18 protein-coding genes are annotated in these 26,184 nt (G+C 62.8%); 15 read left to right on the forward strand and 3 right to left on the reverse strand.

Annotated elements, in window-relative coordinates; genetic code table 11:
• Positions 1 to 13: 13 nt before the first annotated feature.
• Positions 14 to 643, forward strand: coding sequence for a LysE family transporter (locus M5C01_RS28505; RefSeq protein ID WP_103494602.1), 630 nt, complete (start codon positions 14 to 16; stop codon positions 641 to 643).
• Here the strand turns inward: M5C01_RS28505 and M5C01_RS28510 are convergent.
• Positions 627 to 1,400 carry a helix-turn-helix transcriptional regulator gene (locus M5C01_RS28510; RefSeq protein WP_152741195.1) on the reverse strand — a complete coding sequence of 258 codons (774 nt, stop codon included), beginning with the start codon at positions 1,398 to 1,400 and terminating at the stop codon, positions 627 to 629. The genes M5C01_RS28505 and M5C01_RS28510 overlap by 17 nt on opposite strands.
• Before the next feature lie 106 nt (positions 1,401 to 1,506).
• Between M5C01_RS28510 and M5C01_RS28515 the strand changes: the two genes are divergently transcribed.
• The 10 genes from M5C01_RS28515 to M5C01_RS28560 all read left to right on the forward strand — a co-directional run bounded on the left by M5C01_RS28515 (position 1,507) and on the right by M5C01_RS28560 (position 20,334).
• Positions 1,507 to 2,691 carry an MFS transporter gene (locus tag M5C01_RS28515; protein ID WP_152741194.1) on the forward strand — a complete coding sequence of 395 codons (1,185 nt, stop codon included), beginning with the start codon at positions 1,507 to 1,509 and terminating at the stop codon, positions 2,689 to 2,691.
• 148 nt (positions 2,692 to 2,839) lie between these two features.
• The gene (locus M5C01_RS28520) at positions 2,840 to 4,522 is read left to right on the forward strand and encodes a fatty acid--CoA ligase (protein WP_103494495.1); all 1,683 of its coding nucleotides are present in this window, start codon (positions 2,840 to 2,842) and stop codon (positions 4,520 to 4,522) included.
• Between the two features lie 331 nt (positions 4,523 to 4,853).
• On the forward strand, positions 4,854 to 6,713 hold the full coding sequence (locus M5C01_RS28525) for a DUF1302 domain-containing protein (protein WP_152741193.1): 1,860 nt from the start codon (positions 4,854 to 4,856) through the stop codon (positions 6,711 to 6,713).
• Between the two features lie 30 nt (positions 6,714 to 6,743).
• Complete coding sequence (locus M5C01_RS28530; protein WP_152741192.1) at positions 6,744 to 8,108, forward strand: DUF1329 domain-containing protein; 1,365 nt, start codon at positions 6,744 to 6,746, stop codon at positions 8,106 to 8,108.
• Between the two features lie 207 nt (positions 8,109 to 8,315).
• Positions 8,316 to 11,063 (forward strand): LuxR C-terminal-related transcriptional regulator, encoded by a 2,748-nt coding sequence (locus M5C01_RS28535; RefSeq protein WP_152741191.1) that lies wholly within the window; start codon positions 8,316 to 8,318, stop codon positions 11,061 to 11,063.
• Positions 11,064 to 11,265: 202 nt separating this feature from the next.
• The gene (locus M5C01_RS28540) at positions 11,266 to 12,960 is read left to right on the forward strand and encodes an EAL domain-containing protein (RefSeq protein ID WP_152741190.1); all 1,695 of its coding nucleotides are present in this window, start codon (positions 11,266 to 11,268) and stop codon (positions 12,958 to 12,960) included.
• A gap of 117 nt (positions 12,961 to 13,077) precedes the next feature.
• Positions 13,078 to 17,364 (forward strand): hybrid sensor histidine kinase/response regulator, encoded by a 4,287-nt coding sequence (locus tag M5C01_RS28545; RefSeq protein ID WP_248764422.1) that lies wholly within the window; start codon positions 13,078 to 13,080, stop codon positions 17,362 to 17,364.
• Between the two features lie 42 nt (positions 17,365 to 17,406).
• The gene (locus tag M5C01_RS28550; protein ID WP_103494500.1) at positions 17,407 to 18,696 is read left to right on the forward strand and encodes an MFS transporter; all 1,290 of its coding nucleotides are present in this window, start codon (positions 17,407 to 17,409) and stop codon (positions 18,694 to 18,696) included.
• A gap of 44 nt (positions 18,697 to 18,740) precedes the next feature.
• Positions 18,741 to 19,385 (forward strand): MBL fold metallo-hydrolase, encoded by a 645-nt coding sequence (locus tag M5C01_RS28555; protein ID WP_152741189.1) that lies wholly within the window; start codon positions 18,741 to 18,743, stop codon positions 19,383 to 19,385.
• 97 nt (positions 19,386 to 19,482) lie between these two features.
• Positions 19,483 to 20,334, forward strand: a complete 852-nt coding sequence (locus tag M5C01_RS28560) for an OmpA family protein (protein WP_152741188.1) — start codon at positions 19,483 to 19,485, stop codon at positions 20,332 to 20,334.
• An 80-nt stretch (positions 20,335 to 20,414) separates the two neighbouring features.
• Here M5C01_RS28560 and M5C01_RS28565 read toward each other — a convergent pair whose 3' ends face one another.
• The gene (locus M5C01_RS28565) at positions 20,415 to 20,849 is read right to left on the reverse strand and encodes a DUF1043 family protein (protein WP_103494503.1); all 435 of its coding nucleotides are present in this window, start codon (positions 20,847 to 20,849) and stop codon (positions 20,415 to 20,417) included.
• Positions 20,850 to 20,998: 149 nt separating this feature from the next.
• Between M5C01_RS28565 and M5C01_RS28570 the strand changes: the two genes are divergently transcribed.
• The 3 genes from M5C01_RS28570 to zapE all read left to right on the forward strand — a co-directional run bounded on the left by M5C01_RS28570 (position 20,999) and on the right by zapE (position 24,183).
• Complete coding sequence (locus M5C01_RS28570) at positions 20,999 to 21,628, forward strand: alpha/beta fold hydrolase (protein WP_152741237.1); 630 nt, start codon at positions 20,999 to 21,001, stop codon at positions 21,626 to 21,628.
• Between the two features lie 14 nt (positions 21,629 to 21,642).
• Positions 21,643 to 22,998: a tryptophan--tRNA ligase gene (locus M5C01_RS28575; RefSeq protein ID WP_103494504.1), complete on the forward strand. Its 1,356-nt coding sequence runs from the start codon at positions 21,643 to 21,645 to the stop codon at positions 22,996 to 22,998.
• Positions 22,999 to 23,088: 90 nt separating this feature from the next.
• Positions 23,089 to 24,183 (forward strand): cell division protein ZapE, encoded by a 1,095-nt coding sequence (gene zapE, locus M5C01_RS28580; protein WP_103494505.1) that lies wholly within the window; start codon positions 23,089 to 23,091, stop codon positions 24,181 to 24,183.
• Between the two features lie 43 nt (positions 24,184 to 24,226).
• Here the strand turns inward: zapE and M5C01_RS28585 are convergent, their stop codons facing one another.
• Complete coding sequence (locus tag M5C01_RS28585; protein WP_152741187.1) at positions 24,227 to 25,012, reverse strand: MBL fold metallo-hydrolase; 786 nt, start codon at positions 25,010 to 25,012, stop codon at positions 24,227 to 24,229.
• 71 nt (positions 25,013 to 25,083) lie between these two features.
• Here M5C01_RS28585 and M5C01_RS28590 point away from each other — a divergent pair, with 71 nt between their 5' ends.
• Positions 25,084 to 26,070: a helix-turn-helix domain-containing protein gene (locus tag M5C01_RS28590; RefSeq protein WP_248746377.1), complete on the forward strand. Its 987-nt coding sequence runs from the start codon at positions 25,084 to 25,086 to the stop codon at positions 26,068 to 26,070.
• Positions 26,071 to 26,184: the final 114 nt, after the last annotated feature.

Genomic DNA, 26,184 nt, shown 5'->3' on the forward strand with positions numbered 1-26,184 from the left:
CATCGCCGTGTCCATCTACCTGACGGAATTCCTGACCGTTGCCCTGATTCACCTGCTGGCGGTGGCCAGTCCCGGCCCGGACTTTGCCGTGGTGGTGCGCGAGAGCGTGACCCATGGTCGACGTGCCGGCACCTGGACCGCGCTGGGCGTCGGCACGGCGATTTTCCTGCATGTGGGCTACTCGCTGCTGGGGATCGGCCTGATCGTGTCGCAATCGATCGTGCTGTTCAACGCCTTGAAATGGCTGGCGGCGGCCTACCTGCTGTACATCGGTTTCAAGGCCATCCGCGCCAAGCCGGCCCAGCCGGTGAGCGACGAGCTGGCCTTGCAGGTCGGTGAGCGCACCGCGCGCGGCGCCTTCACCTCGGGCTTTGTGACCAATGGCCTGAACCCCAAGGCCACGCTGTTTTTCCTCTCGCTGTTCACCGTGGTGATCAACCCGCACACGCCGCTACTGGTCCAGGCCGGCTACGGCGTTTACCTGGCCGTGGCCACCGCGCTGTGGTTCTGCCTGGTGGCGATGCTGTTCAGCCAGCAGCGTGTACGCGCCGGTTTCGCCCGCATGGGCCACTGGTTCGACCGGACCATGGGCGCGGTGCTGATCGCCATCGGCGTGAAGCTGGCCTTCACCGAGATGCATTGATCGAACTGAACTGGTTCAGGGCATTCAGGTAGTCCCGCGGGTTGTCGCCAAGCAGGCGACGAAACATCGAACTGAAGGCCCGGGCGCTGCCATAGCCCAACACCTTGGCCACGTGCTGCACGCTTTCCCCGGCGATCAGGCGTGGCAAGGCCTCCATCAGGCGCAGTTGCTGGCGCCAGGCATTGAAATTCATCCGCACTTGCTGCTGGAACAGCCGCGCCAGGGTCCGGGTGCTGGCGCCGACCTGCTGTGCCCAGTCTTCCAGGCTGTTGGGGTGATCCGGGGTTTCCAGCAGGGCCAGGCAGATCCGTTGCAGGCGCCTATCCGTTGGCATCGGGATATGCAGCGGCAGGTTCTCCAGGGCCGCCAGCTCCTCCAGCATCAGTTGCTGGATCAGTGGGTTGCTCGCCTGTTCCGGCCCTTGCACCGCACGCACGATCAACTCCCGCAGCAACGGCGTCACCGCCAGCACACAGCAACCGTGGAGGTTGGCCGGGGAATACTCGGCGGCGATAAATAACGACCGCATGCGCACTTCGCCGCTCATGAAAATCTCATGCTCGACCCAGGGCGGAATCCACACGGCGCGGGTTGGTGGGATGATCCACGCGCCTTCGGCGGTGACCAGGCGCATGACCCCGCACACGGCATAGAGCAACTGCGCTTCCTGATGGACGTGCAGTTCCTGGTGTGCACCGTCGACGTAGTCGCGGGGATAGGCGCTGACTGGGCCGTGTAGGAAGTGGCTGATTAGCATGTCTGATTCTACAAGTCTGTCTGGTTTGATGAGTTTGTTGGCAGAAATGCGTTTTGCCGCCAACTTAGCATAACGGACCGATAACAATCCTGACGTGTGTGCCGCGATGAACCAACCCCGAAACGTAATCCGCTACATCAATGCAGCTCATGTGATCGACCACATGTTCATGCTGATTTATCCCGCCGCCGTGCTTGGCATGGGCCAGGCCTTTGGTCTCGACTTCGCCCAGATGATCGGCCTGTCCCTGGGCGGCTTCATTGCCTTCGGCGCCTGTTCGCTGCCGGCCGGCTGGCTGGGGGACCACTGGAGCCGGCGGAGCATGATGCTGCTGTTCTTCTTCGGCATCGGCGCCGCATCGATCTTTACCGGCCTGAGCAGCACGGCACCGATGCTGACCCTGGGGCTGACCCTGGTGGGCGTCTTCGCCGCGATCTACCACCCGGTGGGCACGGCGATGCTGGTCAGCTACGCGCAGAACCGTGGCCGTGAAATCGGCGTCAACGGCATGTGGGGCAACCTCGGCGTGGCGTTTTCGGCGCTGGTCACCGGCTTTCTGGTGGCGCAGTTCGGCTGGCGTTCGGCGTTTATCCTGCCGGGGGCGGTGTCGATCATCCTCGGTGTGCTGTTTGCCTTGCAGGTGCGCGAAGAACCGATCCCGCTGCAGCCCCATGTGAAACTGCGCAACGCCAGCGGCCAGCAGATTTCCATGGTCATGGTGTTCAGCGTCCTGGCACTGGTCACGGCCACCGGCGGGGTGGTGTTCAATGCCACCACCATGACCTACCCGAAACTGTTCCAGGAGCGCCTGCATGAGTGGCTCGCTTCGCCGCAGTTGCTCGGGGTGATCGTCAGCCTGGCCTACGCCTTTGGCGCGGTGGCGCAGTTGAGCATCGGGCGGATGCTCGACCGCATGAGCCTGAAGTGGCCGTTCGTGGTGCTGACCCTGTGCCAGGCACCCTTGCTGTTCGGCCTGGCCTACGTCGACGGCCTGTCGGTGATGGTCCTGGGCGCGGCGCTGATGTTCGTGGTGTTCGGCCAGGTAACGGTGAATGATGCGATGGTCGCCAATTTTGTCGCGCCGCAGTGGCAATCGCGGGTCTTTGCCTTGCGCTACTGCCTGTCGTTCGGGGCCAGCGCGACGGCCATTCCATTGATCGCCTTTGTCGAACCGCGCCAGGGTTTTGCCGGCCTGTACCTGATCCTCGCGGGCTTTGCCGCACTGACCTTTGTCGCCGCGCTGGTGTTTCCGCGCACCCCGGCCCAGCAGCCCGCCGGACAGCCGGCCTGAGTCTTGGCGGAGGTTCAAGTGGGTGCTGGCTGTGAGCTAGCACTCACGTTCGTCTGCAAATCATTCCTTTGGGTGATTTAGTGGATGCGCGGTGGCTCTAGAGTGCCTATCTTTAGCTTCGACCGTGCAGACAGACCAAGGAAGCTCCATGTTGCAGACTCGTATCATTCCGCCCGCCGAAGGGGCTTATCAATACCCCCTGTTGATCAAGCGCTTGCTGATGTCCGGCAGCCGCTACGAGAAAACCCGCGAGATCGTCTATCGCGACAAGCTGCGCTACAGCTATCCGACCTTGAGCGAGCGCGTCGCCCGCCTGGCCAACGTACTGACGGCGGCGGGGGTCAAGGCCGGCGACACCGTCGCGGTGATGGACTGGGACAGCCATCGCTACCTGGAATGCATGTTCGCCATCCCGATGATCGGCGCGGTGATCCACACCATCAACGTGCGCCTCTCGCCCGAGCAGATCCTCTACACCATGAACCACGCCGAGGACCGCTTCGTGCTGGTCAACAGCGAGTTCGTCGGCCTGTACCAGGCGATCGCCGGGCAACTGACCACGGTGGACAAGACCCTGCTGCTCACCGACACCGAGGACAAGAGCGCCGAGTTGCCGAACCTGGTGGGTGAATACGAGCAACTGCTGGCGGCGGCGAGTCCGGTCTACGACTTCGAGGATTTCGACGAGAACTCGGTCGCCACCACCTTCTACACCACCGGGACCACCGGCAATCCGAAAGGCGTGTACTTCACCCATCGCCAACTGGTGCTGCACACCATGGGCGTGGCGACCATCATGGGCAGTATCGACAGCGTGCGCCTGCTGGGTACCAACGACGTCTATATGCCCATCACCCCGATGTTCCACGTGCACGCCTGGGGCCTGCCCTATGTGGCGACCATGCTCGGGCTCAAGCAGGTCTATCCCGGCCGCTACGACCCTGAGCTGCTGGTGGAGCTGTGGCGCAAGGAAAAGGTCACGTTCTCCCACTGCGTGCCGACCATCCTGCAGATGGTGCTCAACGCCAAGGCGGCCCAGGGCACCGACTTCAAGGGCTGGAAGATGGTGATCGGCGGCAGTGCGTTGAACCGCACGCTGTATGAGACCGCCAAGAGCAGGGGCATTCAACTGACCGCCGCCTATGGCATGTCGGAGACCGGTCCGCTGGTGTCCTGTGCCCACCTCAGCGAAGAATTGATGGCCGGCAGCGAGGACGAACGCACCACCTACCGGATCAAGGCTGGCGTGCCCGGGCCGTTGGTGGAGGCGGCGATTGTCGACGAGGACGGCAACTTCCTCCCGGCGGACGGCGAGACCCAGGGCGAACTGGTGCTGCGCGCGCCCTGGCTGACCGAGGGGTATTACAACGAACCGCAGAAGGGCGCCGAGCTCTGGGCCGGCGGCTGGCTGCACACCGGCGACGTGGCGACCCTCGACAGCCTGGGGGTGATCGATATCCGCGACCGGATCAAGGACGTGATCAAGACCGGCGGCGAGTGGATCTCCTCCCTGGCCCTGGAAGACCTGGTCAGCCGCCACCCATCGGTACGTGAAGTCGCGGTGGTGGGCATTGCCGATCCGCAATGGGGCGAGCGTCCGTTTGCCCTGCTGGTCTTGCGTGAAGGCCATGAAATCGGTGCCCGGGAGCTCAAGGAACACCTCAAGCCCTTCGTCGAGCAGGGGCACTTGAGCAAGTGGGCGATTCCGAGTCAGATCGCCCTTGTTACGGAAATTCCCAAGACCAGCGTCGGTAAACTGGACAAGAAGCGCATCCGTATTGATATCGTTCAATGGCAGGCCAGCAACAGCAGCTTCCTCTCGACCCTTTGAGGTGTCCCCACCACGCCCGAAAGGGCGTGGCAGCCCCACCAAGCAAGTGCTTGGCTTGTCGAATCCGAATTTTCAGTCATTCTTGCCCGCCGCTTTTCAGCGGTTTGGCGAACGCATTGTTTGTGCAGTGACCTCAGGGTGCAAATCACACTTTAGAGGGATCAAGCGGTACTACCTGCTGGATATAGTCCGCTGACGGATTTTCAGGAGTGGGGCGGGCCAGCGATAAGCCGCCACTTCGGGCGAGGGTTGGGAGTGTCTGCTTCCCTTTCGTCCGAGGCGTTCCTGAAGGTACTCACTGCCAAAACAATAAAGCACATGGAGTATGTCGATGATCGCGCTAAACCCGTTCTGGCGCCGGGCGAAACTGCCCTTGGCCGTCAGCCTCGCCTCTACACTCGCCGGTCCCGCCTTTGGCGTCAGCTTCAATGTCGGTGAAATCGAAGGCAGCTTCGACTCGTCCCTGTCCCTGGGGGCCAGTTGGTCGACGCAGAATCCCAACAAAAACCTGATTGGCGTCAACAATGGCGGCGCGGGGTTGTCGCAGACCTCCGATGACGGGCACCAGAACTTCAAGGCCGGGGACACTTTTTCGAAGATCTTCAAGGGTGTGCATGACCTTGAATTGAAATACGGCGATACCGGCGTGTTCGTGCGTGGCAAGTACTGGTACGACTTCGCCTTGCAGAACCAGGACCTCGACTTCAAGAACGTCAGCAACGACGGTCGCCAGGAAGGTGCCCGCTCTTCCGGCGCGGAAATCCTCGATGCCTTCGCCTATCACAACTACAGCATTGCCGACCTGCCGGGCACGGTGCGCCTGGGCAAGCAGGTGGTGAGCTGGGGTGAAAGTACCTTTATCGGTGGCGGCATCAATGCGATCAACCCGATCGATGTGTCCGCGTTCCGTCGTCCGGGGGCCGAAATCAAGGAAGGCCTGATTCCGGTCAACATGTTCTACATGAACCAGAGCCTCACCGATAACCTCTCGGCGGAAGGCTTCTACCAGATCGGCTGGGATGCGACGGTCACCGACAACTGCGGCACCTTCTTCTCGCAGTCGGATATTTCCTCCCATGGCTGTAACAACAACCTGCGGGTCTTGAATTCGACCGCCACGATCAGTCCGGCCCAGCAAGCAGGCCTACGGCCGTTTGGTGTCGATATCAACGGCGAGGGTGTGTTGGTTCGGCGCACGCCCGACCAGGATCCCAGCAGCGGCGGTCAGTTCGGCTTGGCCATGCATTACAACTTCGAGCCGCTGGACACCGAGTTCGGCGCCTATTTCATGAACTACCACAGTCGCGCGCCGATCTTCAGTGCCAAGGGCGCCTCCCAGGCGGTTTTCAATGCTGCTCCGGGTTTCGGTGCCGCGGCCCCCTTGGTGGTGGCCGGCAACTCCAGCTACTTCATGGAGTACCCGGACAATATCCGCCTGTATGGCTTGAGCTTCTCCACCACCTTGCCCACCGGCACGGCCTGGAGCGGTGAGTTGAGCTACCGGCCGAATGCGCCGGTGCAGATCAGCTCCACCGATATCCTCTATGCCGGTGTCACGCCATTGCCGGGCCTGGGGAATGCCTCGATCCTCAAGGGCTCGCCGGGTCAGACGATCAACGGCTATAACCGCAAGGAAATCACCCAGTTCCAGACCACCTTCACGCATTTCTTCGACCAGGTCATGGGGGCCAGTCGCCTGACCCTCGTCGGTGAAGCGGGGATCACCTATGTGGGCGGTCTGGAAAGCCGTGACAAGGTTCGCTACGGTCGGGATCCGGTCTATGGGCCGGGCACCTTGCCCAATGGTTTTTGCCCAACCCTCAATGGCAGCACCATCGCTGGCGCGGGTCCCGGCGCGGATGCCAGCAACCGCAGCACCAACTGCAACAACGACGGCTTCACCACCGCCACCTCCTGGGGTTATCGCGCCCGGGCCATCTGGGAATACCCGGATGTCTTCGCCGGGGTGAACCTCAAGCCCAACGTGGCCTGGTCCCATGACGTGAAAGGCTACTCGCCGGGCCCTGGCGGCAACTTCGAACAAGGGCGCAAGGCGGTCAGCCTGGGCCTCGATGCCGAGTACCAGAACACCTACACCGCGAGCCTGAACTACACCAACTTCTTCGGCGGCGACTACAGCACGGTGGATGACCGTGACTTCGTGGCCCTGAGCGTTGGCATGAACTTCTAAGACCGTTGCACTTGAAGGAATAACAACAAGATGAAAATCACCAAGAATCTGCTTCAGGTCGGTGTGTTGGGATTGTCGTTGCTGGCCACCGGCGTAATGGCGGCGGTGTCCGCCGACGAGGCGGCGAAACTGGGCGCAAGCCTGACCCCGATGGGCGCGGAAAAGGCCGGCAACGCCGCCGGCACCATCCCGGCCTGGACGCCGATGGCCAAGACCATCGGCACGGTCGACAGCAAGGGTTTCCTCTCAGACCCCTACGCCAATGAAAAACCGCTGTTCATCATCACCGCGCAGAACGTCGAGCAGTACAAGGACAAGCTGGCCCCGGGGCAATACGCGATGTTCAAGCGTTACCCGGAGACCTTCAAGATGCCGGTCTACCCGTCCCATCGCGGCGCCACCGTACCGGATGATGTGTTTGCCGCGATCAAGGAAAACGCCACCAGGACCAACCTGGTCAGCGGCGGCAACGGCCTGGAAAACTTCAAGACCGCGGTGCCGTTCCCTATCCCGAAAAGCGGTGTGGAAGTGATCTGGAACCATATCACCCGCTATCGCGGCGGCAGCGTGACCCGCCTGGTGACCCAGGCCACGCCCCAGGCCAACGGTTCGTACAGCCTGGTGTATTTCCAGGACCAGTTCGTCTTCCGCGACAAGATGAAGGACTACGATCCGGCCAACCCGGGCAATATTCTCTTCTACTTCAAGCAGAAAGTGACCGCGCCGGCGCGTCTGGCCGGTGGCGTGCTGCTGGTCCACGAAACCCTCGACCAGGTCAAGGAACCGCGTTCGGCCTGGGTCTACAACGCCGGCCAGCGCCGTGTGCGCCGGGCCCCGCAAGTCTCCTATGACGGCCCGGGTACTGCCGCCGACGGCCTGCGCACCTCCGACAACCTGGACATGTACAACGGCGCGCCGGACCGCTACGACTGGAAGCTAGAAGGCAAGAAGGAGATGTACATCGCCTCCGACAGCTACAAGCTCGATTCGCCGCAACTGAAGTACGCCGACATCATCAAGGCCGGGCATATCAACCAGGACCTGGCGCGCTACGAACTGCGCCGCGTCTGGCACGTGGTCGCGACCTTGAAGGAAGGCCAGCGGCACATCTATGCCAAGCGTGACTTCTATATCGACGAAGACACCTGGCAGGCGGCGGTGATCGACCACTACGACGGTCGCGGTCAGCTCTGGCGTGTCGCCGAAGCCCATGCCGAGAACTACTACGACAAGCAGGTGCCTTGGTACGCCCTGGAAACCCTCTACGACCTGCAGTCCGGCCGCTACCTGGCGCTGGGCATGAAGAACGAAGAGAAGCAGGCATATGACTTCGGCTTCACCGCCACCACCAGCGACTTCACCCCGGCCGCCCTGCGCCAGGACGGCGTTCGCTGAAACCCCGTTGCAAGCGCAGGCGCATCCTGCGTTGAAACGCCCCGGCTGATTCGGGGCGTTTTTTTGCTCGCGGGATATGTGTGGCTAAATATTTCAGATTCGATGCTTTTCGACAAAATTACGACAATAAGCCTTCATTACGGCGCTTTTTACCGCTAGTCTGCGGACATCTGCCTGCCGATAACAGCCCTTCAACAAGAGCCGGCCATGACTGATCTGTCCCGTGTGCAAGGTCCCGTGGGCCCGGCCATACCTGCCCTGGAAGGACGCTTCTACCGTCCGCCACTGCCGGACGGCTATGTATTGCGGCCGCGCCTGTGCGAACGCCTCGGCGCCGGGTTACACGGCCGCCTGCTGCTGATCAGTGCCCCGGCCGGCTTCGGCAAGAGTTCGCTGGCGGTGGAGTTCTGCCAGGGCCTGCCCGGGCATTGGCAAAGCCTGTGGCTGGGGCTCAGCCCGCGGGACAACGATCCGGGGCGTTTCCTCGAGCGCCTGCTCGATGGCCTGCAACATTACTTCCCAGGCGTCGGCAGCCAGGCGCTGGGCCTGTTGAAAATGCGCCAGCGCCATCAACCCTTCGCTTTCGAGGAATGGCTGGACGGCCTGCTCGACGAACTGGCATTGCATCTCTCCAGCACCGCGCCGCTGTTGCTGGTGCTCGACGACTACCATCTGGCCCAGGGCCCGGTGCTGGATCGTTGCCTGCAGTTCTTTCTCAATCACCTGCCCGCCGGTCTGCTGGTGCTGGTCACCAGTCGACAGCGGCCGGAGTGGCACCTGGCGCGCCTGCGGTTGTCGCGGCAACTGCTGGAATTGAACGAGCAGGACCTGCGCCTGACCCACGACGAATCCCTGGACCTGTTCGAGCGCCACAGCAGTTCCTTGCGTGGCGAAGCGCTGAACAACCTGATCGAACGCAGCGAGGGCTGGGTGGCCGGCCTGCGCTTCTGGCTGCTGGCTGCCGCCCAGGCCAGCAGCGATATGGCGTTGCCCCAGGTCCTGCAAGGGGGGACCGGGCTGATTCGCGACTACCTGCTGGAGGAGGTGATCGATTGCCTGCCGCCCGAGGTCCAGGCCTTTCTCTACGACACCGCGCCCCAGGAGCGCTTTTGCAGCGAACTGTGCGACGGGATTCGCGAATCCCACGACAGTGCGCAGATCCTCAGCTATCTGCAATCACACCAGGTGTTCCTGGTACCGCTGGACGAACACGGCCATTGGTTCCGTTATCACCACCTGTTTTCCGACCTGCTGCGCAGCCGCCCGCCGAGCAATGCCCTGGTCCCCGCCGCCAGCCTGCATCTGCGGGCCTGCCGCTGGTTCAGCACCCAGGGCCTTTTCGATGAAGCGGTGGAACAGGCACTGCGCGCCGGGCATCTGGATGTGGCGGCCAACCTGGTGCAGAACCTCTCGGAAGAACAACTGCTGGCCGAGCAGAACGTCGGCATGCTGCTGCGCTGGAAAACCGACTTGCCCGACCGCCTGCTGGTCAGCACGCCGCGGCTGATCGTGCTCTATGCCTGGGCCTTGGGCCTGGCCTGCCAGCTGGACGCGGCCGAAGAACTGGCCAGCCATCTGAGCCGCTTCCTGCCCGCACCTTCGGCCACGGCGCAGAAGTCCATGCTTGCGCAATGGCTGGCCCTGAGCGGGATCATCGCCCGTGGTCGGGGCGATCGCCAAAAGACCCAGGCCTATTGCGGCGAAGCCTTGCTCAGCCTGCCGCATAAACGTTACGGCCAGCGCCTGGTGTGCCTGTCGACCCTGTCCAACCTGGCGATTGCCGATGGCGACCTGTGGCGCGCCCGTGGCCTGAATCGTGAGTCCCTGGAGCTGGCCCAGCGGGTCGGTAACCCCTTGTTCGAGGCCTTGGCCCATTACGACCGGGCGCGGGTACTCCAGGCCCGTGGCGAGGTGCTGCGCGCGCTGGATGAGGTCCGCCAGGGCTTGCGGCGCCTGGAGGGGTTATCCGCCCAGCGGTTGTACGCCGCCCGTGCCCGGTTGACGCTGTACGAGGGGTATCTGCTGACCCTGCGCCTGCAACCCGAAGCCGGGCGCATTCGCCTGCTTGCCGGCCTTCACGAGGCGCGGGCCTGCCGGGATATCAGCGTATTAGTCGGGCATTGCGTGATTGCCAGCCAGGACGGGCGCAATGGCGAGTTCGCCAAGGCCTTTGCCGAACTGGCCGAGGCCGAGCGCTTGATGCATATCTGGGACGTGCCGCCGATCTACTACCTGGCAATGATCACCCTGATGAAATGCCAACTGTGGCTGGCCCAGGGCCGTATCGACCTGGCCGAAGTCTGGCTGGGGCGTCTGGAACAGACCTATAACGGCGATCAACCGGCGGCGGCACCGGAGTTCCATCTGCAACTGCCCCTGCATATCCAGTTGCAGCAGGCGTTGCTTGAAGCCTTGCGCGACAAACCGGCGGCCGCGCGGCAGCGGTTGGCTAAGCTGGTGGAGCAGGGCCAGGCCAGCGGCGGCCAATTGCTCAGCGTGATGGCCTGGAACCAGTGGGTGCTGGTGTTGCTGGCGACGGCGCGGGAGGCCGAAGCCCGGCCGCTGTTCGCCCGCGCGGTGGAGGCCACCACGGGCGGCGCGCTGTTGCCGTTCCAGGCCCTGGTGAAGGCGCATCCGGAGTGGATGCGCGAGCAACTGTTACACGGCCCCGACACGCCGCTGCGACAAAGCCTGCTGGCGCTGCTGCCGGCCCCGACGGTGCGTGAAGCGGGGGAACTGGCGCAGCCGGTCGAGAGTCTGAGTACCCGTGAGCTGGCGGTCCTGCACTTGATCGCCCAGGGTTGTTCGAACCAGGAGATCAGCGACCAGTTGTTCATTTCCCTGCACACAGTGAAAACCCATGCCAGCCATATCAACAGCAAGTTGGGGGTCGAGCGGCGGACCCAGGCCGTGGCGCGGGCGCAGGAGCTGGGGTTGCTGGGCGAATCGCGCTGAGCGCTTCGGCCTACCGTTCGCCCCGCGAGCCGTCGAAGAAGCTTCGACGGGGTGGCTATGTGCCTTGCGTCAGCTATAACCAATAGACGTCAGCACTCACTTTCAACGCCTTGAACGACTGAAGGCTGACGAGGGGGGAGGAACGGCGCCACGTCAGCGCTCTTTGGTCATGAATTACAAAGGAATTGCCTGGGAGCAAGGAATGCGCGAGTCCACATTTAGTCCCTCTCCGGTTGTCCTGATCGTTGACGACCAGGCGACCGAAGCGATGATTCTCCGCGAGTCGGTGCGGGACCTGGCCCAGGTGCATGTCGCCACCAGTGGCGAGGAAGCGCTGCGAGTGGCACGCCAATGCCGTCCCGATGTGGTCCTGCTGGATATCGAGATGCCCGGCATGAACGGCTTTGAGGTCTGCAAGGCGCTGAAGGCCGATCCCAAGCTGTCCGACGCCGCGGTGATTTTCGTTACCTCCCATGCCCAGGCCGATTACGAGCTCCAGGCCTTGGGCTACGGCGGTATCGATTTTATCCAGAAACCCCTGAATATCCCGGTGGCCAGGGCGCATATCAACGCTCATATCACCCTGCGCAACGAAGCCAAGCGCCTGGCCAACCATGACGCCCTTACCGGCTTGCCCAATCGCATGCTGTTGCAGGATCGTGCCGAGCAGGCGCTGAAAATGGCCCGACGCGATCACGGGCGGCTGGCGATGTTGTTGCTGGACCTGGACAATTTCAAGGCTATCAACGACTCCATGGGCCATTCGGTTGGCGACCAGATGCTCAAATATGTGGCGACGCGCCTGTCGATGCTCCTGCGCGGCATGGATACCCTCAGTCGCCAAGGCGGCGACGAGTTCATCATCCTGCTCTCGGAGGTGGACGGTTTCGAGGCGGTGGGCGATTTCGCCGAGCAGGTGCTGGCGGCCATTTCCAGCCCGTTTTCATTGCAGGGCACGCGCTACGACCTGAGCGCCAGTATCGGCATCGGGGTGTTCCCGGAAGACAGCGATGATCTCGAATCGCTCTACCGACATGCCGACGCCGCGATGTATCAGGCCAAGCTGGCGGGGCGTAACCGCTACCTGTTTTTTTCTCCCGGTATCGAAAGCGGCATGCGTGCCCGCCACTTGCTTGAACGGCATATGCGCGCGGCCATCGAGGAGGGGGTGTTCGAGGTGTTCTACCAGGCCAAGGTCGATGCCCAGGACCAGTGCGTGGTCGGCATGGAGGCACTGATCCGCTGGCGCAACGGCGACGGCAACCTGGTCTCGCCAGCGGACTTCATTCCGCTGGCCGAAGAAACCGGGCTGATCATCCCCATCGGCAAATACGTGCTGCTCCAGGCCTGCAAGGACACCTGCAAACTCCATGAGCTGGGCTATCCGGTCTGCGTCAGTGTGAACATCAGCGCCGTGCAGTTTCGCGAAGAGTCGTTCCTTGGCATGGTCAAGGGCATCCTCCTCGACTCGGGCCTGGAGCCGCGCTGGCTGGAGCTAGAAATCACCGAAGGGGTCCTGGCCCGGGACATCGACAACGCCCGCGAAACCCTGGTGGCGCTCAAGGAATTGGGCGTGCACGTGGCCATCGACGATTTCGGCACGGGGTATTCGAGCCTGGCCTATCTCAAGCGGTTTCCCATCGATGTGTTGAAGATCGACCAGAGCTTTGTACGCGACATGCTTACCGACAAGAGCGACCTGGCCATTGTCGAGGCGATCATCAAGTTGGGGCAGGCACTGGGCCTTGAACTGGTGGCCGAAGGCGTGGAGACCCCGCAACAGGCCGCCCTCCTGCTGGAACGGGGTTGCCGGATCATGCAGGGCTATCTGTATTGCCGACCAATTCCGTTTACCCAGATATGCGCCTTCCTGTCTTCATGGCCACGAACGGCATGAGGGCCGTGGGGCCAGTTGCCGCCGATCGATATCCCGACCCTCGGGATCGCCGCACTGCTCAAGGGAGCCCCAGTGTTGAAACGAGCTAGCCTGTCTGCCCTGAATGGGCGTGTCGCGATGATCCTGGCCCTTGGGCTGGTGGCGACGGTCGTGGGATGCCTGATCCTGCACAATAGCAATGAGCAACGTACCCGCGAAGCCCTCGACGCCGAGGCCGAAAGTGCGGTGCAGTCGGTGTTGACCCGGCTGCAGCTTTACCAGTACGGCTTGCGCGGTACCCGTGGCGCGATGATCACCGCCGGCGTGGATGGCATGACGCGGGAGATTTTCCACCGCTATAGCCAGATGCGTGACGTGCCCAAGGAGTTTCCCGGGGCCCGCGGGTTCGGCTTTATCCGCCGGGTACCGGTTCAGGAACTGGATGCGTTTGTGCGCCGGGCCCGGGCCGATGGTGCACCGGACTTCACTATTCGCCAGTTTGCGCCTCATGACGGCGACCTCTATGTGATCCAGTACCTGGAGCCGAACGCCGATCAGTCGGCGGCCTTCGGCCTGGACATCGCCTCGGAGGCCGACCGGGCCGAGGCAGCCCGGGGGGCTGCACGTAGCGCAAGCGCGCGCATCACATCGCCGATCACGCTGGTACAGGCGTTGGGCAGCCCGGAACAGTCGTTCCTGATCCTGTTGCCGATCTACAAGGACGGTATCGTCCCGCCCACCGAGGCGGAGCGCGAGGCGGCGGTGGTGGGCTGGGGCTACGCACCTTTGCTGATCGAGAGTGTGCTGGGCGGTTTGTTACCGGAAAGCGAGGCCGTGAACCTGCGGCTCACGGACATTACCGTGCCGGGGAAGGAGCAGCAGTTCTACCAGACGAGCTATGCGGCGGGGGCGCAGCCGGTGGGGTTGATGACCCAAACCCTGGAGCGCGACATCTTCGGTCGGCGCTGGCAGGTCCAGTTGGAGGCGTTGCCGCTGTTCGCCCAGCGCCTGCACCTGGTGTCGCCAACGGTGGTGTTTTTCCTCGGTGTCCTGGCGACCTTGCTACTGGCCGCGCTCGCGGCCATTGCCGGGATCAGCTCCCAGCGTCGTCTGCAGGTGATCACCGAGCAGGCGCGGCTGGCCTCGATCGTCGAGGGCTCGGCGGACGCGATCATCGGAAAGACTCTGCAAGGTGTGGTGACCAGTTGGAACAAGGGGGCGCAGAAGCTGTTGGGTTATACCGCGCAGGAGGCGGTGGGCCTGCCGCTGGTGAAGCTGATCGTACCGCCCGAGCTGGCTCCGGAAGAGGTCGATATCCTGGCGCGTATCGCACTCGGCGAGACGATTACCAACTTCGATACCCTGCGGCGGCGCAAGGACGGTTGCAATATCCATGTGTCGGTCAATGTTTCCCCCATCTGCGACGAACACGGTCGGGTGGTCGGTGTTTCCAAGATTCTTCGCGACATCAGCGCGCAGAAGGCCGCCGAGGCGCGGATTCTCGAACTCAACTCCAGCCTCGAAGAGCAGGTGGCGGCACGCACCTCGGAGCTGCGGCGGATCAATCTGCTGTTCAGCAGTGTGCTGCGTTCGGCCTCCGAGGTGTCGATCATCGCCACCGATCTGGACGATGTGATCAGTGTGTTCAACGAAGGCGCCGAGCATATGCTCGGTTATCGCGCCGAAGAGTTGCTGGGCAAGACCACGCCGGCACTCCTTCATCTCGAACAGGAAGTCACCCGCCGTGGGGCTGAGCTCAGCATTGAGTATGGGCAGGTCATCGAAGGTTTCAGGGTCTTTACCCACAAGCCGGAGTTCGAACACTCGGAGACCCGCGAGTGGACCTATGTGCGCAAGGATGGCTCCCATGTGCCGGTCAGCCTGGTGGTGACGTCCCTGCGCGACGACGAAGGGCAATTGATCGGTTACCTGGGCATCGCCGTCGATATCACCCAGCGCAAGGCCGCCGAGCATCAGCTTGAGTTGAGTCTGCAAGCGAGCCGGGTGATCCGGGATCAATTGTTGATGGCCGCCGATGTGGCCGAGTTGGGTATCTGGACCTGGACCCTGGCGGACAATGGCTTGCAATGGAACGACCGGATGTTCGAGTTCTACAGCCAGCCGCTGACCCTGCGTGATAACGGCTTGAACTATGCGCACTGGTACGAGCGGGTTCACCCCGAGGACGTCGAGGCGGCCGCCGCGCAGTTGGCGGCCGCCGTCGCCGGGGAGGGCGTGTATGACCCGATCTTCCGCGTGCAGGCGCCGGACGGCCGGATACGTTTCATTCAGGCCGGCGCCCAGGTCGAGCGTGATGCCCAGGGGCAAGCCCTGCGGGTCACCGGTATCAACCGCGATATCACCGCCCAGCGCGAGTTGGAGTCCTATCTGCTGCGGGCCAAGAACCAGGCCGACAGCGCCAGTGCGGCCAAGTCGTTCTTCCTGGCCAATATGAGCCATGAAATCCGCACGCCGATGAACGCGGTGCTGGGGATGTTGCAGTTGGTCCAGCACACCGACCTCAAGGCCCGCCAGCGCGACTACGTGGTCAAGGCCCAGACGGCGGCCAGATCGCTGCTCGGGCTGCTCAACGACATCCTCGACTACTCCAAGATCGAGGCCGGCAAACTGCGCCTGGACCCCCACCCCTTCGAGCTCGAGCCGCTGATGCGCGACCTGGCGGTGGTGCTCGCGGGTAACCAGGGCAGCAAGGAAGTCGAGGTGATGTTCGACCTGGACTCCGACCTGCCCGGCAGCCTGGTGGGCGACAGCCTGCGCTTGCAGCAGGTGCTGATCAACCTGGCCGGCAACGCCCTGAAGTTCACCCAGCAGGGCCAGGTGGTGGTCAGTATCCGACAGTTGAAGCGCCTGCCGGGCTCGGTGAAGGTTCGGGTCGAGGTGTGCGATACCGGCATCGGTATCAGTGCCGAACAACTGCAGCGGGTGTTTGACGGTTTCGCCCAGGCGGAAGCTTCGACCAGCCGCCGTTTCGGCGGCACCGGGCTGGGCCTGGTGATCTGCAAGCGCCTGGTCGGCCTGATGGGCGGTGAGTTATTGGTCGAGAGCGAGGTGGGGGTCGGTAGTCGGTTCTGGTTCGATATCAGCCTGGATGTGGCCCGCGAGGAGGCCCTGCGGCTGTCCTGTCCCGGTGTCGATTCGACGATGCGCCTGCTGGTAGCCGACGACAACTCCATGGCCTGTGAACTGCTGCTGCGTACCGTGCGCTCCCTGGGTTGGACCGCCGACACGGTGAGCGGTGGCACGGCGGCGGTCGAGGCCGTGCGCGCAGCGCAATTACGCGGCGAACCCTACGATGTGGTGCTGATGGACTGGCGCATGCCGGATATGGACGGCCTCAGCGCCGCCCGCTTGATCAGCTTGCAGGAACGGGCCGCGCCGCCACCGATGGTGATCATGATTACCGCCTACGGGCGTGAGGTCCTGGCGGATGTACACCACGAAGGCGATGCGCCCTTTGTGGGCTTTCTCACCAAACCGGTGACGCCGCGGCAGTTGGCCGATGCGGTCCAACGTGCCTTCAGCACCAGCGAGCCGCTACCCGAGGCCTTGCCCGGGCCGGTCAGGCCCCGGCGCCTGGCCGGCTTGCGCTTGCTGGTGGTGGAAGACAACGCCCTCAACCGTCAGGTCGCCGACGAGTTGCTGAGGGGCGAAGGTGCCCAGGTCATCCTGGCGGAAGGTGGGTTGGAGGGCGTCAGCCAGGTGATGTCGGCGTCGACGCCGTTCGATGCGGTGCTGATGGATATCCAGATGCCGGACATCGATGGCCTGGAAGCGACGCGGCGGATTCGTCGCCACCCGCATTTTGCCCTGTTGCCGATCCTGGCGATGACCGCCAACGCCTCCAGCAGCGACCGTGAGGCCTGTATGGCGGCGGGCATGAACGATCATGTGAGCAAACCCATCGACCTTGAACAACTGGTGCTGAAGTTGCGCGTCCAGACCGGGCGCGAGGCGCCTCAGCCGTTGATGATGAGTGAGGTGCGCCAGTATTCGACGGAGTCGGTGATCGAACCACGGGATTCGATCATGAGCCGCTTCGGTGGCAATCTCGAACTGATCTGCACCGTCCTTTACACCTTTGGCGCGGAGCTGGAAAAACACCTGGCGTTGCTTCCGACACACCTGCAGGACCGTGACGGGCCGGCGGTGGCGGCGGTGCTGCATGCGATCAAGGGCAGTTCCGGCACTGTCGGTGCGCGGGCCTTGTCGCAGCGTGCCAGTGCCCTTGAACGCGAGCTGATGTATGGTGATGCGGCGGCGGTGCTGCGGGTGCTGGAGGACCCGCAATGGTTGCCGGAACTCAAGGAACTGCTGGTGCGCAGTGTCGAGCAGTTGCAGACGGCGTTTGGCACCGGGTATCGAGGGGATTCGCCCAGGGAGGTGGCTTCGGGGCCGTTCTCTTGAGCCTTGGTCCTGGTTTGGAGAGGGATTGGACTCGCATGCTTGATGAAACTGTTTAGACCTTTACTGCAGCGACCGGTGGCCTTGCTGTGGGGAGGGCTGGCGCTCTCGGCCATCGGTGATGAGTTGTTCGCGATTGCTGTTGCCTGGATGGCGGTGCAGGTCGCGGGCAGCGATGCCAGTTGGCTCGGTGCCTTGCGCGGCACGGCCGCATTGGCGGGGGCATTGCTGGGCGGGATCTGGGCCGAGCGCTGGGACCATCGACGCACGATGATCGGCGCCGATCTGGTGCGCGCCGGGTTTGCCCTGATACCGATGCTGGCTTGGGCGTTGGGCTTTATGAGCCTGTGGACCCTGGCGATACCGGTCATGCTGATGATGATCGTCAACTCCCTGTTCGAACCGGCGTTGCGCGCCAGCCTCCCCCGGATTGTCGCGGCGCCGGGGCAGTTGCAGGCGGTCAACGCGCTGTTCGACGTGATCCTCCGGGTGGCGCGGGTGATCGGGCCGATGCTGGCGGCGGCCATCACCCTGCTGATTCCGCTGGAGCAACTGTTTACCCTCAACAGCCTGACGTTCCTGATCTCGGCCTGGGCGCTGATGAAGCTGGGCAAGGCCCTGCCGCGTCAACCGGCCAAAATGATCAGCCGGCGCGCCGCGTTTGCCGCCGGTTGGCGCAGCCTGGTCGGCCGGCGGCGGATGCAGGTGGTGTATGTGTGTGCCGGGTTGGGCAACGTCGCCTGGAGCCTGGGGATGTCCATCGGCATGGCGCTGGCGGTGGTCAAGTATGATATCCAGGGCTTTGGCTTCCACGGCTTTGCTGTCTACGGCCTGATCATGGGGGCTTATGGCGCGGGCAACCTGATCGGCATTTTTGTCGTCGGCAACCTGCAGATCCGTCGCCTGTATGGTGGTTTCAGCTTCGGTTCGGTGCTCAATGGCCTGGGCATTGCGATCATTGGCGCGGCGGTGCTGTACCTGCCGGCGGAGCACGTCCTGGCCGGCATGATGTTCGGCGCCGGTCTGGCCGCGCTTGGCGGTCCGGTGATCGATATCTCGTTTATCCTGCTGATTCAAACCACTTTCAGGCAGAGCGAAATCGCCGGTCTGGCCAGGCTGCGTTTTGCCGCGATGGGGGCCTCGATCCTGATTGCCGGCGCGTGTGGCGCGGCGCTTTATGCGCGCTTCGAACCGGGCAGTGTCATCGTCGGGAGTGGGATTCTAGAAGTTATCGCTGGTGTGTTGGTGTTGCTCGTGCCCAAGGGCAGTGGCCGTGCCGGCGTGAACAGCGATGAATTAAGCCAGACACAGTATTGTCCCCAGCAGCAGGAATGAACCCCGGGCTGAATCAAACCCTACTAACTTCACAGTGAACACCTATGGACGCTGCAAAACCTAGCCTGATTCGCGAAACCTTCCCCGTCGGCCCCTTGCAGTGCAACTGCACGCTGATCGGCGACCCGATCACGAAAAAGGCCATTGTCGTCGACCCGGGCGGCAACCCGGAACTGATTCTCGCCCGGCTCGAAGCCCATGGGCTGAAACTGGTCAGCATCATCCATACCCACGCGCATCTGGATCACTTCCTGGCCTCCGGCCAACTCAAGGAAAAAACCGGCGCGACCCTGCACCTGCACAAGGAAGACCAGTTCCTCTGGGACAACCTGGAAATGCAATGCAACCTGTTCGGCGTGCCTTACGTACCGGTGCCGTCACCGGACCAGTGGCTGGCCGATGATGAGGAATTGGCCTGCGGCTGCGGGGTGGCCCTGCATACGCCGGGGCATACCCCGGGCTCCATGAGCTTCTGGTTTGCCGAGGCCAAACTGTTGATTGCCGGTGACACGCTGTTTCGTCGCGGGATTGGGCGCACGGATCTGTGGGGCGGCGACCAGGCCACGATCATGCGTTCGATCAAGCAGCGTCTGTACACCCTGGACGAAGAGGCGACGGTGGTCACCGGGCACGGCCCCGACACCCACCTGGGCGAGGAGATGCGTGAGAACCCTTTTGTGCGCGGCTGAAAAGTTTCATGGAATTTTTACCATTCGTCATGTTCCAAGGCCAGCAGGAGTCTATTGTCATCGACTGTTGCACCTTAAATGAGTAGGAGCCTGATTCATGTTCACCTCGCGTCGCTTGATTATCGTCGCTACCGCCGTCGCCCTCGTGTCCGGCTGTGCATCGCAAAACCCAAACCCGTATGACAGCCAGGGACAGGCACAGCAGCAACAAAGCTCAGGGGGCATGAGCAACACCGCCAAGTACGGCGGCATTGGCGTGCTGGCCGGGGCCGCGGCCGGTGCGCTGATCGACCACAAGAACCATGGCAAGGGAGCGCTGATCGGTGGTGCCCTGGCTGGCCTGGCGGGTGCCGGTTACGGCTACTACGCCGACCAGCAGGAAAAGAAACTGCGCGAGAGTATGGCCAACACTGGCGTCCAGGTGCAGCGCCAGGGTGATCAGATCAAGTTGATCATGCCCGGCAGCATTACCTTCGCAACCAACTCCGATGCGATCGCCAGCAGCTTCTATCAGCCACTGAACAACCTGGCCAACTCCCTCAAGGAGTTCAGCCAGAATCAGATCGAAATCGTCGGCTACACCGACAGCACCGGCAGTCGCCAGTTGAATATGGACCTGTCCCAGCGCCGCGCCCAGAGCGTTGCCAACTACCTGACCTCCCAGGGGGTCAGCGGGGCCAATCTTTCGGCTCGCGGTGCCGGCCCGGATAATCCGGTGGCCAGCAACGCCGATGTCAACGGTCGGGCGCAGAACCGTCGGGTGGAGGTCAACCTGAAGGCGATTCCCGGCCAGAACTACGGCCAGCCTCAGGGCCAACCTCAAGTTCAGCCGTATCCGCCACAAGGCCAGCCGCAGTACCAGCAGCAGGGCCAACAGTACCAGCAACAAGGTCAGCCGCAATACCAGCAGGGCCAGCAGTACGGTCAGCCGGTGCAGCAATACCCTTGATTGCCTGACTGAACCCCTGGTGTAAAAAAGCCCGCCCGATCACTGATCGGGCGGGCTTTTTAATAGCGCTGGAAACCGGCTTATTTTTTCAGGCCGTAGTGCTCATCCAGCATGCCGGGCGCATTGGGCGCCTTGGGGGCGTAGTCACGTGGCGGCTCCTGGCTGCGCGGTGGTGTCAGGCGTTCCCGAGGGCTCTGTACCGCATCGGCGTGCAGGGCGGCGAGCAGGCGTTGGCGGGTCTGTTCGTCGAGGGCCAGGCGGTTGGCACCCTCGGCGAGATGGTCTTGCACTTCCTGGTAGCTCTGGGTGAGTTTTTTCACCAGGTTCGCGGTGCTGTTGAAGTGGGTGACCACTTCGTTCTGATAACTGTCGAAACGTTCCTGGATATCGTCCAACTGGCGCTGCGTGCTGCTCGGAGCGGCACTCGGAACCAGACGGGCGACCAGGAAACCAATGGCGACACCGGCAACCAGGGCAAGAGTCGGCAACAACCAAACTAAGAGCGAGTGTTCCACGAGTCCTTCCTCTATAAACGGCTTTGCTTTACGTTAACGGCTCGGACCTGCGCTGTATACCGCGATCTTAAGGTCGCAGTCATGTCAGGCACAGACTTTTAGCTAGACGAGTCGACCCCTTGAGAGGTCACGGAGTTCCTTCCTTGCTGATGCGTGAAACCCCTGTATTGATCGATGGCCCTGTCGGCCAACTGGAAGCCTTGTACCTGGATATCCCCGAACCACGGGGCCTGGCGCTGATCTGCCACCCCAATCCGGTGCAGGGCGGCACGATGCTCAACAAGGTCGTCTCGACCCTGCAGCGCACGGCGCGAGATGCGGGCCTGATCACCTTGCGCTTCAACTATCGCGGCGTCGGCGCCAGTGCCGGCAGCCACGATATGGGCCACGGCGAAGTCGATGACGCCCAGGCCGCCGCGCAATGGCTGCTCGAACGGCACCCGGACCTGCCCTTGACCCTGTTCGGTTTTTCCTTTGGCGGTTTTGTCGCGGCGAGCCTCGGCGGTCGCCTGGAAGCCCAGGGCCAGACCTTGCAGCACCTGTTCCTGGTGGCCGCGGCGGTCATGCGTTTGCAGGCGGTCGACCGTCTGCCGGAAAACTGTCCGCTGACCCTGATCCAGCCGGAAACCGACGAAGTCATCGATCCGCAGCTTGTCTATGATTGGTCCGCCGCGCTGGAACGTCCCCATGAGCTGCTGAAAGTGGCAGAATGCGGACACTTTTTCCACGGCAAGCTGACCGATCTCAAGGATCTGATCCTGCCGCGCCTCTCGAATTGAACAAGCGACCCTCCATGACCACACGTACGCGCATCCTTACCGGTATCACCACCACGGGCACGCCGCACCTGGGCAACTACGCCGGCGCTATCCGCCCGGCGATCCTCGCCAGCCGTGACAGCAACGCCGATTCGTTCTACTTCCTGGCCGACTACCACGCCCTGATCAAGTGCGATGACCCGCTGCGCATCCAGCGCTCGCGCCTGGAAATCGCCGCGACCTGGCTGGCCGGTGGCCTGGATGTGGACCGCGTGACCTTCTATCGCCAGTCGGATATCCCGGAAATCCCCGAGCTGACCTGGCTGCTGACCTGTGTCGCCGCCAAGGGCCTGCTGAACCGTGCCCATGCCTACAAGGCCTCGGTGGACAAGAACGTCGAAGGCGGCGAAGACCCGGATGCCGGGATCACCATGGGCCTGTACAGCTACCCGGTGCTGATGGCCGCCGACATCCTGATGTTCAACGCCCACCAGGTGCCGGTCGGTCGCGACCAGATCCAGCACGTGGAAATGGCCCGCGACATCGGCCAGCGCTTCAACCACCTGTTCGGCCAGGGCAAGGAATTCTTCGTCATGCCCGAAGCGCTGATCGAGGAAAGCGTCGCCACGCTGCCGGGCCTCGACGGCCGGAAAATGTCCAAGAGCTACGACAACACCATCCCGTTGTTCAGCAGCGCCAAGGACATGAAGGAGGCGATCTCGCGGATCGTCACCGACTCCCGTGCGCCGGGCGAAGCCAAGGACCCGGACAATTCGCACCTGTTCACCCTGTTCCAGGCGTTTTCGACCCCGGCGCAGGCTGCCGAATTCCGTGGCGAGCTGCTGGCGGGCCTCGGTTGGGGCGAAGCCAAGAGCCGCCTGTTCACCCTGCTGGACAACGATCTGGGCGAGGCCCGCGAGCGTTATCACGAGCTGATCACCCGTCCGTCGGACCTGGAAGACATTCTCCAGGCCGGGGCGAAGAAAGCCCGTAGCGTCGCCACTCCGTTCCTCGGCGAACTGCGCGAGGCGGTGGGCCTGCGCTCCTTCGTCAACCAGACCCAGGTGGCCGCGAGCAGCAAGAAGAAAGCCGCCAAGGCTGCGCGTTTTGTCAGCTTCCGGGAAGACGACGGCAGTTTCCGTTTCCGCCTGCTGGCCGCCGATGGCGAACAACTGCTGTTGTCGCGGCACTTTGCCGATGGCAAGGCCGCCGGTGCGGTGACCAAGCAATTGCAAGCCGGCCAGGCCCTGGATATTCGCAGCGAGGCCGGGCGTTTCAGCGTCTGGCTGGAAGGCGAGTGCGTGGCCGACAGCGCCGAGTTCGCCGACGAAGTGTCGCGTGACGCGGCCATCGAGGCGTTGCGGGTCGCGTTGACCCCGGCACAGGATTGATTCGAGGCCTTCCCGACCAAGGGTTGATTGCCATTCCCACGGGCCGTCGCTAAAGTGACGGCCCGTTTTTGTTACCTTGCTAACGAAATTATGACGCCCCTAGAACGATATCAAGCTGATCTGAAACGCCCCGAGTTCTTTCACGACGCGGCCCAGGAAACGGCAGTGCGCCATTTGCAGCGCCTGTACGACGACCTGATCGCGGCCTCGCAGAACAAGCCGGGCCTGCTCGGCAAACTGTTCGGCAAGAAAGACCAGGCGCCGGTCAAGGGCCTGTATTTCTGGGGCGGCGTCGGTCGCGGCAAGACCTACCTGGTGGACACCTTCTTCGAAGCGCTGCCGTTCAAGGAAAAGACCCGCACGCACTTCCACCGCTTCATGAAGCGGGTGCACGAAGAAATGAAGACCCTGACCGGCGAGAAAAACCCGCTGACCCTGATCGCCAAGCGCTTTGCCGCCGAGACCCGGGTGATCTGTTTCGACGAGTTCTTCGTTTCCGATATCACCGACGCGATGATTCTCGGCACCTTGATGGAAGAGCTGTTCAGGAACGGCGTGACCCTGGTGGCCACCTCGAACATCGTGCCGGACGGTTTGTACAAGGACGGCCTGCAACGCGCGCGCTTCCTGCCGGCGATCGCCCTGATCAAGCAGAACACCGAGATCGTCAACGTCGACAGCGGCGTCGACTATCGCCTGCGGCACCTGGAGCAGGCCGAGCTGTTCCACTTTCCGCTGAACGAAGCGGCCCAGGAAAGCCTGCGCAAGAGCTTCCGCGCGCTGACGCCGGAATGCACCCAGGCCGTCGAGAACGACGTACTGATGATCGAGAATCGCGAGATCCGCGCGATCCGTACCTGCGACGACGTGGCCTGGTTCGACTTCCGCGAACTGTGCGACGGCCCGCGCAGCCAGAACGACTACATCGAACTGGGCAAGATTTTCCATGCCGTGTTGCTCAGCGGTGTCGAGCAGATGAGCGTCACCACCGATGATATCGCCCGGCGCTTTATCAACATGGTCGACGAATTCTACGACCGCAACGTCAAGCTGATCATCTCGGCGGAAGTGGAACTCAAGGATCTCTACACCGGCGGGCGCTTGAACTTCGAGTTCCAGCGCACCTTGAGCCGTTTGCTGGAAATGCAGTCCCACGAGTTCCTGTCGCGGGCGCACAAGCCTTAACCGCCATCCCCGGCGCGGCCCACGAGCCGCGCAGTATTGGGGGTTACCCGGCGGTGGGGAAGGTCAAGACCTCTCCATCCCTGGGAATCAGCAGGCGCGCTTCGACGCCGGCCACCTGCGCCGCGTCGGCCAGCGAGCGGCGTTTCACCGGGCAGTGGCTGAGGGCTTCCAGGTGATTGGCGATCACCAGGCCCGCTGACCGCTGGGTGAACTCGATCACCTCTTCAATGCCCATGATGATGTCCCCGCCCAGATCGAAACGCGCGCCGCCCGCCGGCACGACGGATAACTGTGGCCGATGCTCGGCGACGAACGCCTTGACGGTCGGGGTGAGCAGGGTATCGCCGCTCAGATAGAGACTGGGCTCGCCGGGCATTTCAATCAGATAACCCACCCCGTGTTCCATCAGCTTGCCCACCAGTCCCTGGCCGTGGGTGCAGCGAACCGTACGGATCTGACCATCGAGGAAGGGGCTGGGGTGTTCGTGATCGCTGGGCAGCGGCTGCACGTTCAAGTCGTGGGTGGCCAGATAGGCCGCGTCGTGGGGCGTGCAGATCACCGGTGTGCCGGTGTCGCGCAGCCATTTTTTCGCGGCGCGATCGAGGTGATCGAAGTGGCCTTTCTGGCAATGGGTGATCAGGCAATGGGTGACCGACTGGAGTGCCTCCGTGGCCGATACCGGCAATTCGACCAGCGGGTTGCGATTCCTGGCGCGAAATACGCGTAACGATGGCAGGGCGTTTTTACGCGCGAGCATCGGGTCGACCAGAATACGATGGCGGCCGAACTCCAGGATAATCGTCGCATTGCGTAGCTGATGGATGTGCATGCTCATACCTCTGGGAAGAGGTTGCATTGTCTTCGACCGGGCGGTCACGCAGAATGGCGGGATTGGACATAATGGATTCAGTTTCTGCCATGAGCCGGCCTCTTCGAATTGGATTACTGCTGTACCCGGGTTGCATACCGTCGGGGCTGCTGGCCTTTGCCGATCTTTTGTATGCCGCCAACCGTCGCGCTTCGCAGACGCTCTTCGAAACCGTGTTTGTCGCCTTGCAGGCAGGCCCGGTGGCATGTGCCGGTGGTGTGTCGTTGCAGGTGTCCCAGGCCTTGTCGGAGGCGGACGTTGATGCGCTGCTGATTGCCGGCTTCTGGGCCGAGTCTTCCCGGCAGGTCGAGAAGGTCGTGAGCGATAACAACGCTTTGGTGTTGGCCTTGGCGGCTTGTTCGAAGCGGGTGCAGTTGTGGAGTTATTGCACGGGTGTCTGCCTGATCGCCGCGAGCGGGCGGCTGGAGGGGCAGGCGGCGACGGTGACCTGGTGGCTGGCGGGTGCCATGGCTCAGCGTTATCCCAAGGTGGACTGGCAGAGCCAACGTCACTGGGTGATCAATCCGTCGACTGCGACGGCTTGCGGGGTGACGGGCTATTTGCCGATTGCGCAGGCGTTGATCGAGCGGGCGATCGGTCAGGAGCTGTTTCACGACCTGGCCAAATTGATGGTGTTGGCGCGTCCGGTCCAGGCGCATCCGGCCTTTGCGGCGATGAGCCTGATCGAGCAGTCGAGTTCGTTGTTGCGGCAGTTGCACCGGTGCGTTGAACAATCGCCGGCGGAACAGATCACCGTGCAGCGGTTGGCGGAGCAGTTGGGTTTGTCCCCGCGCACGTTGGCGCGCAGGGTGAGTGCGGAAACCGGTGTTGCGGTGGCGGCCTATGCGCGTTGTATCAAGCTCAACCAGGTCAGTGAGCGGCTGATGCTGACGTCCACGGCGGTCAATACCATCAGCGCTGATTTGGGGTTCAGCAGTGATTCGAATTTGCGGCGGATGTTCAAGGAACTGACCGACTTGACCCCGCTTGAGTACCGGCAGCAGTTTGGGCGGCGTTGAGGGCCTCTTCGCTGCGATGCGGCGTCCCGACAAGCCAAACTCAGCGTCGGACACAGATCTTTTGTACGGCATGGACCTGTAGGAGCAGGGCTTGCCCGCGAAGCTTTTGGCGTT

Source organism: Pseudomonas sp. MWU12-2319, assembly GCF_023242525.1.
Taxonomy (GTDB): Bacteria; Pseudomonadota; Gammaproteobacteria; order Pseudomonadales; family Pseudomonadaceae; genus Aquipseudomonas; species Aquipseudomonas gingeri_D.

Bases quoted from the DNA above. Each gene is read 5' to 3' on its own strand.
- M5C01_RS28510 (WP_152741195.1), bottom strand. From the start codon at position 1,400: ATGCTAATCAGCCACTTCCTACACGGCCCAGTCAGCGCCTATCCCCGC.
- M5C01_RS28515 (WP_152741194.1), top strand. From the start codon at position 1,507: ATGAACCAACCCCGAAACGTAATCCGCTACATCAATGCAGCTCATGTG.
- M5C01_RS28520 (WP_103494495.1), top strand. From the start codon at position 2,840: ATGTTGCAGACTCGTATCATTCCGCCCGCCGAAGGGGCTTATCAATAC.
- M5C01_RS28525 (WP_152741193.1), top strand. From the start codon at position 4,854: ATGATCGCGCTAAACCCGTTCTGGCGCCGGGCGAAACTGCCCTTGGCC.
- M5C01_RS28530 (WP_152741192.1), top strand. From the start codon at position 6,744: ATGAAAATCACCAAGAATCTGCTTCAGGTCGGTGTGTTGGGATTGTCG.
- M5C01_RS28535 (WP_152741191.1), top strand. From the start codon at position 8,316: ATGACTGATCTGTCCCGTGTGCAAGGTCCCGTGGGCCCGGCCATACCT.
- M5C01_RS28540 (WP_152741190.1), top strand. From the start codon at position 11,266: ATGCGCGAGTCCACATTTAGTCCCTCTCCGGTTGTCCTGATCGTTGAC.
- M5C01_RS28545 (WP_248764422.1), top strand. From the start codon at position 13,078: ATGATCCTGGCCCTTGGGCTGGTGGCGACGGTCGTGGGATGCCTGATC.
- M5C01_RS28550 (WP_103494500.1), top strand. From the start codon at position 17,407: ATGAAACTGTTTAGACCTTTACTGCAGCGACCGGTGGCCTTGCTGTGG.
- M5C01_RS28555 (WP_152741189.1), top strand. From the start codon at position 18,741: ATGGACGCTGCAAAACCTAGCCTGATTCGCGAAACCTTCCCCGTCGGC.
- M5C01_RS28560 (WP_152741188.1), top strand. From the start codon at position 19,483: ATGTTCACCTCGCGTCGCTTGATTATCGTCGCTACCGCCGTCGCCCTC.
- M5C01_RS28570 (WP_152741237.1), top strand. From the start codon at position 20,999: ATGCGTGAAACCCCTGTATTGATCGATGGCCCTGTCGGCCAACTGGAA.
- M5C01_RS28575 (WP_103494504.1), top strand. From the start codon at position 21,643: ATGACCACACGTACGCGCATCCTTACCGGTATCACCACCACGGGCACG.
- zapE (WP_103494505.1), top strand. From the start codon at position 23,089: ATGACGCCCCTAGAACGATATCAAGCTGATCTGAAACGCCCCGAGTTC.
- M5C01_RS28585 (WP_152741187.1), bottom strand. From the start codon at position 25,012: ATGCACATCCATCAGCTACGCAATGCGACGATTATCCTGGAGTTCGGC.
- M5C01_RS28590 (WP_248746377.1), top strand. From the start codon at position 25,084: ATGGATTCAGTTTCTGCCATGAGCCGGCCTCTTCGAATTGGATTACTG.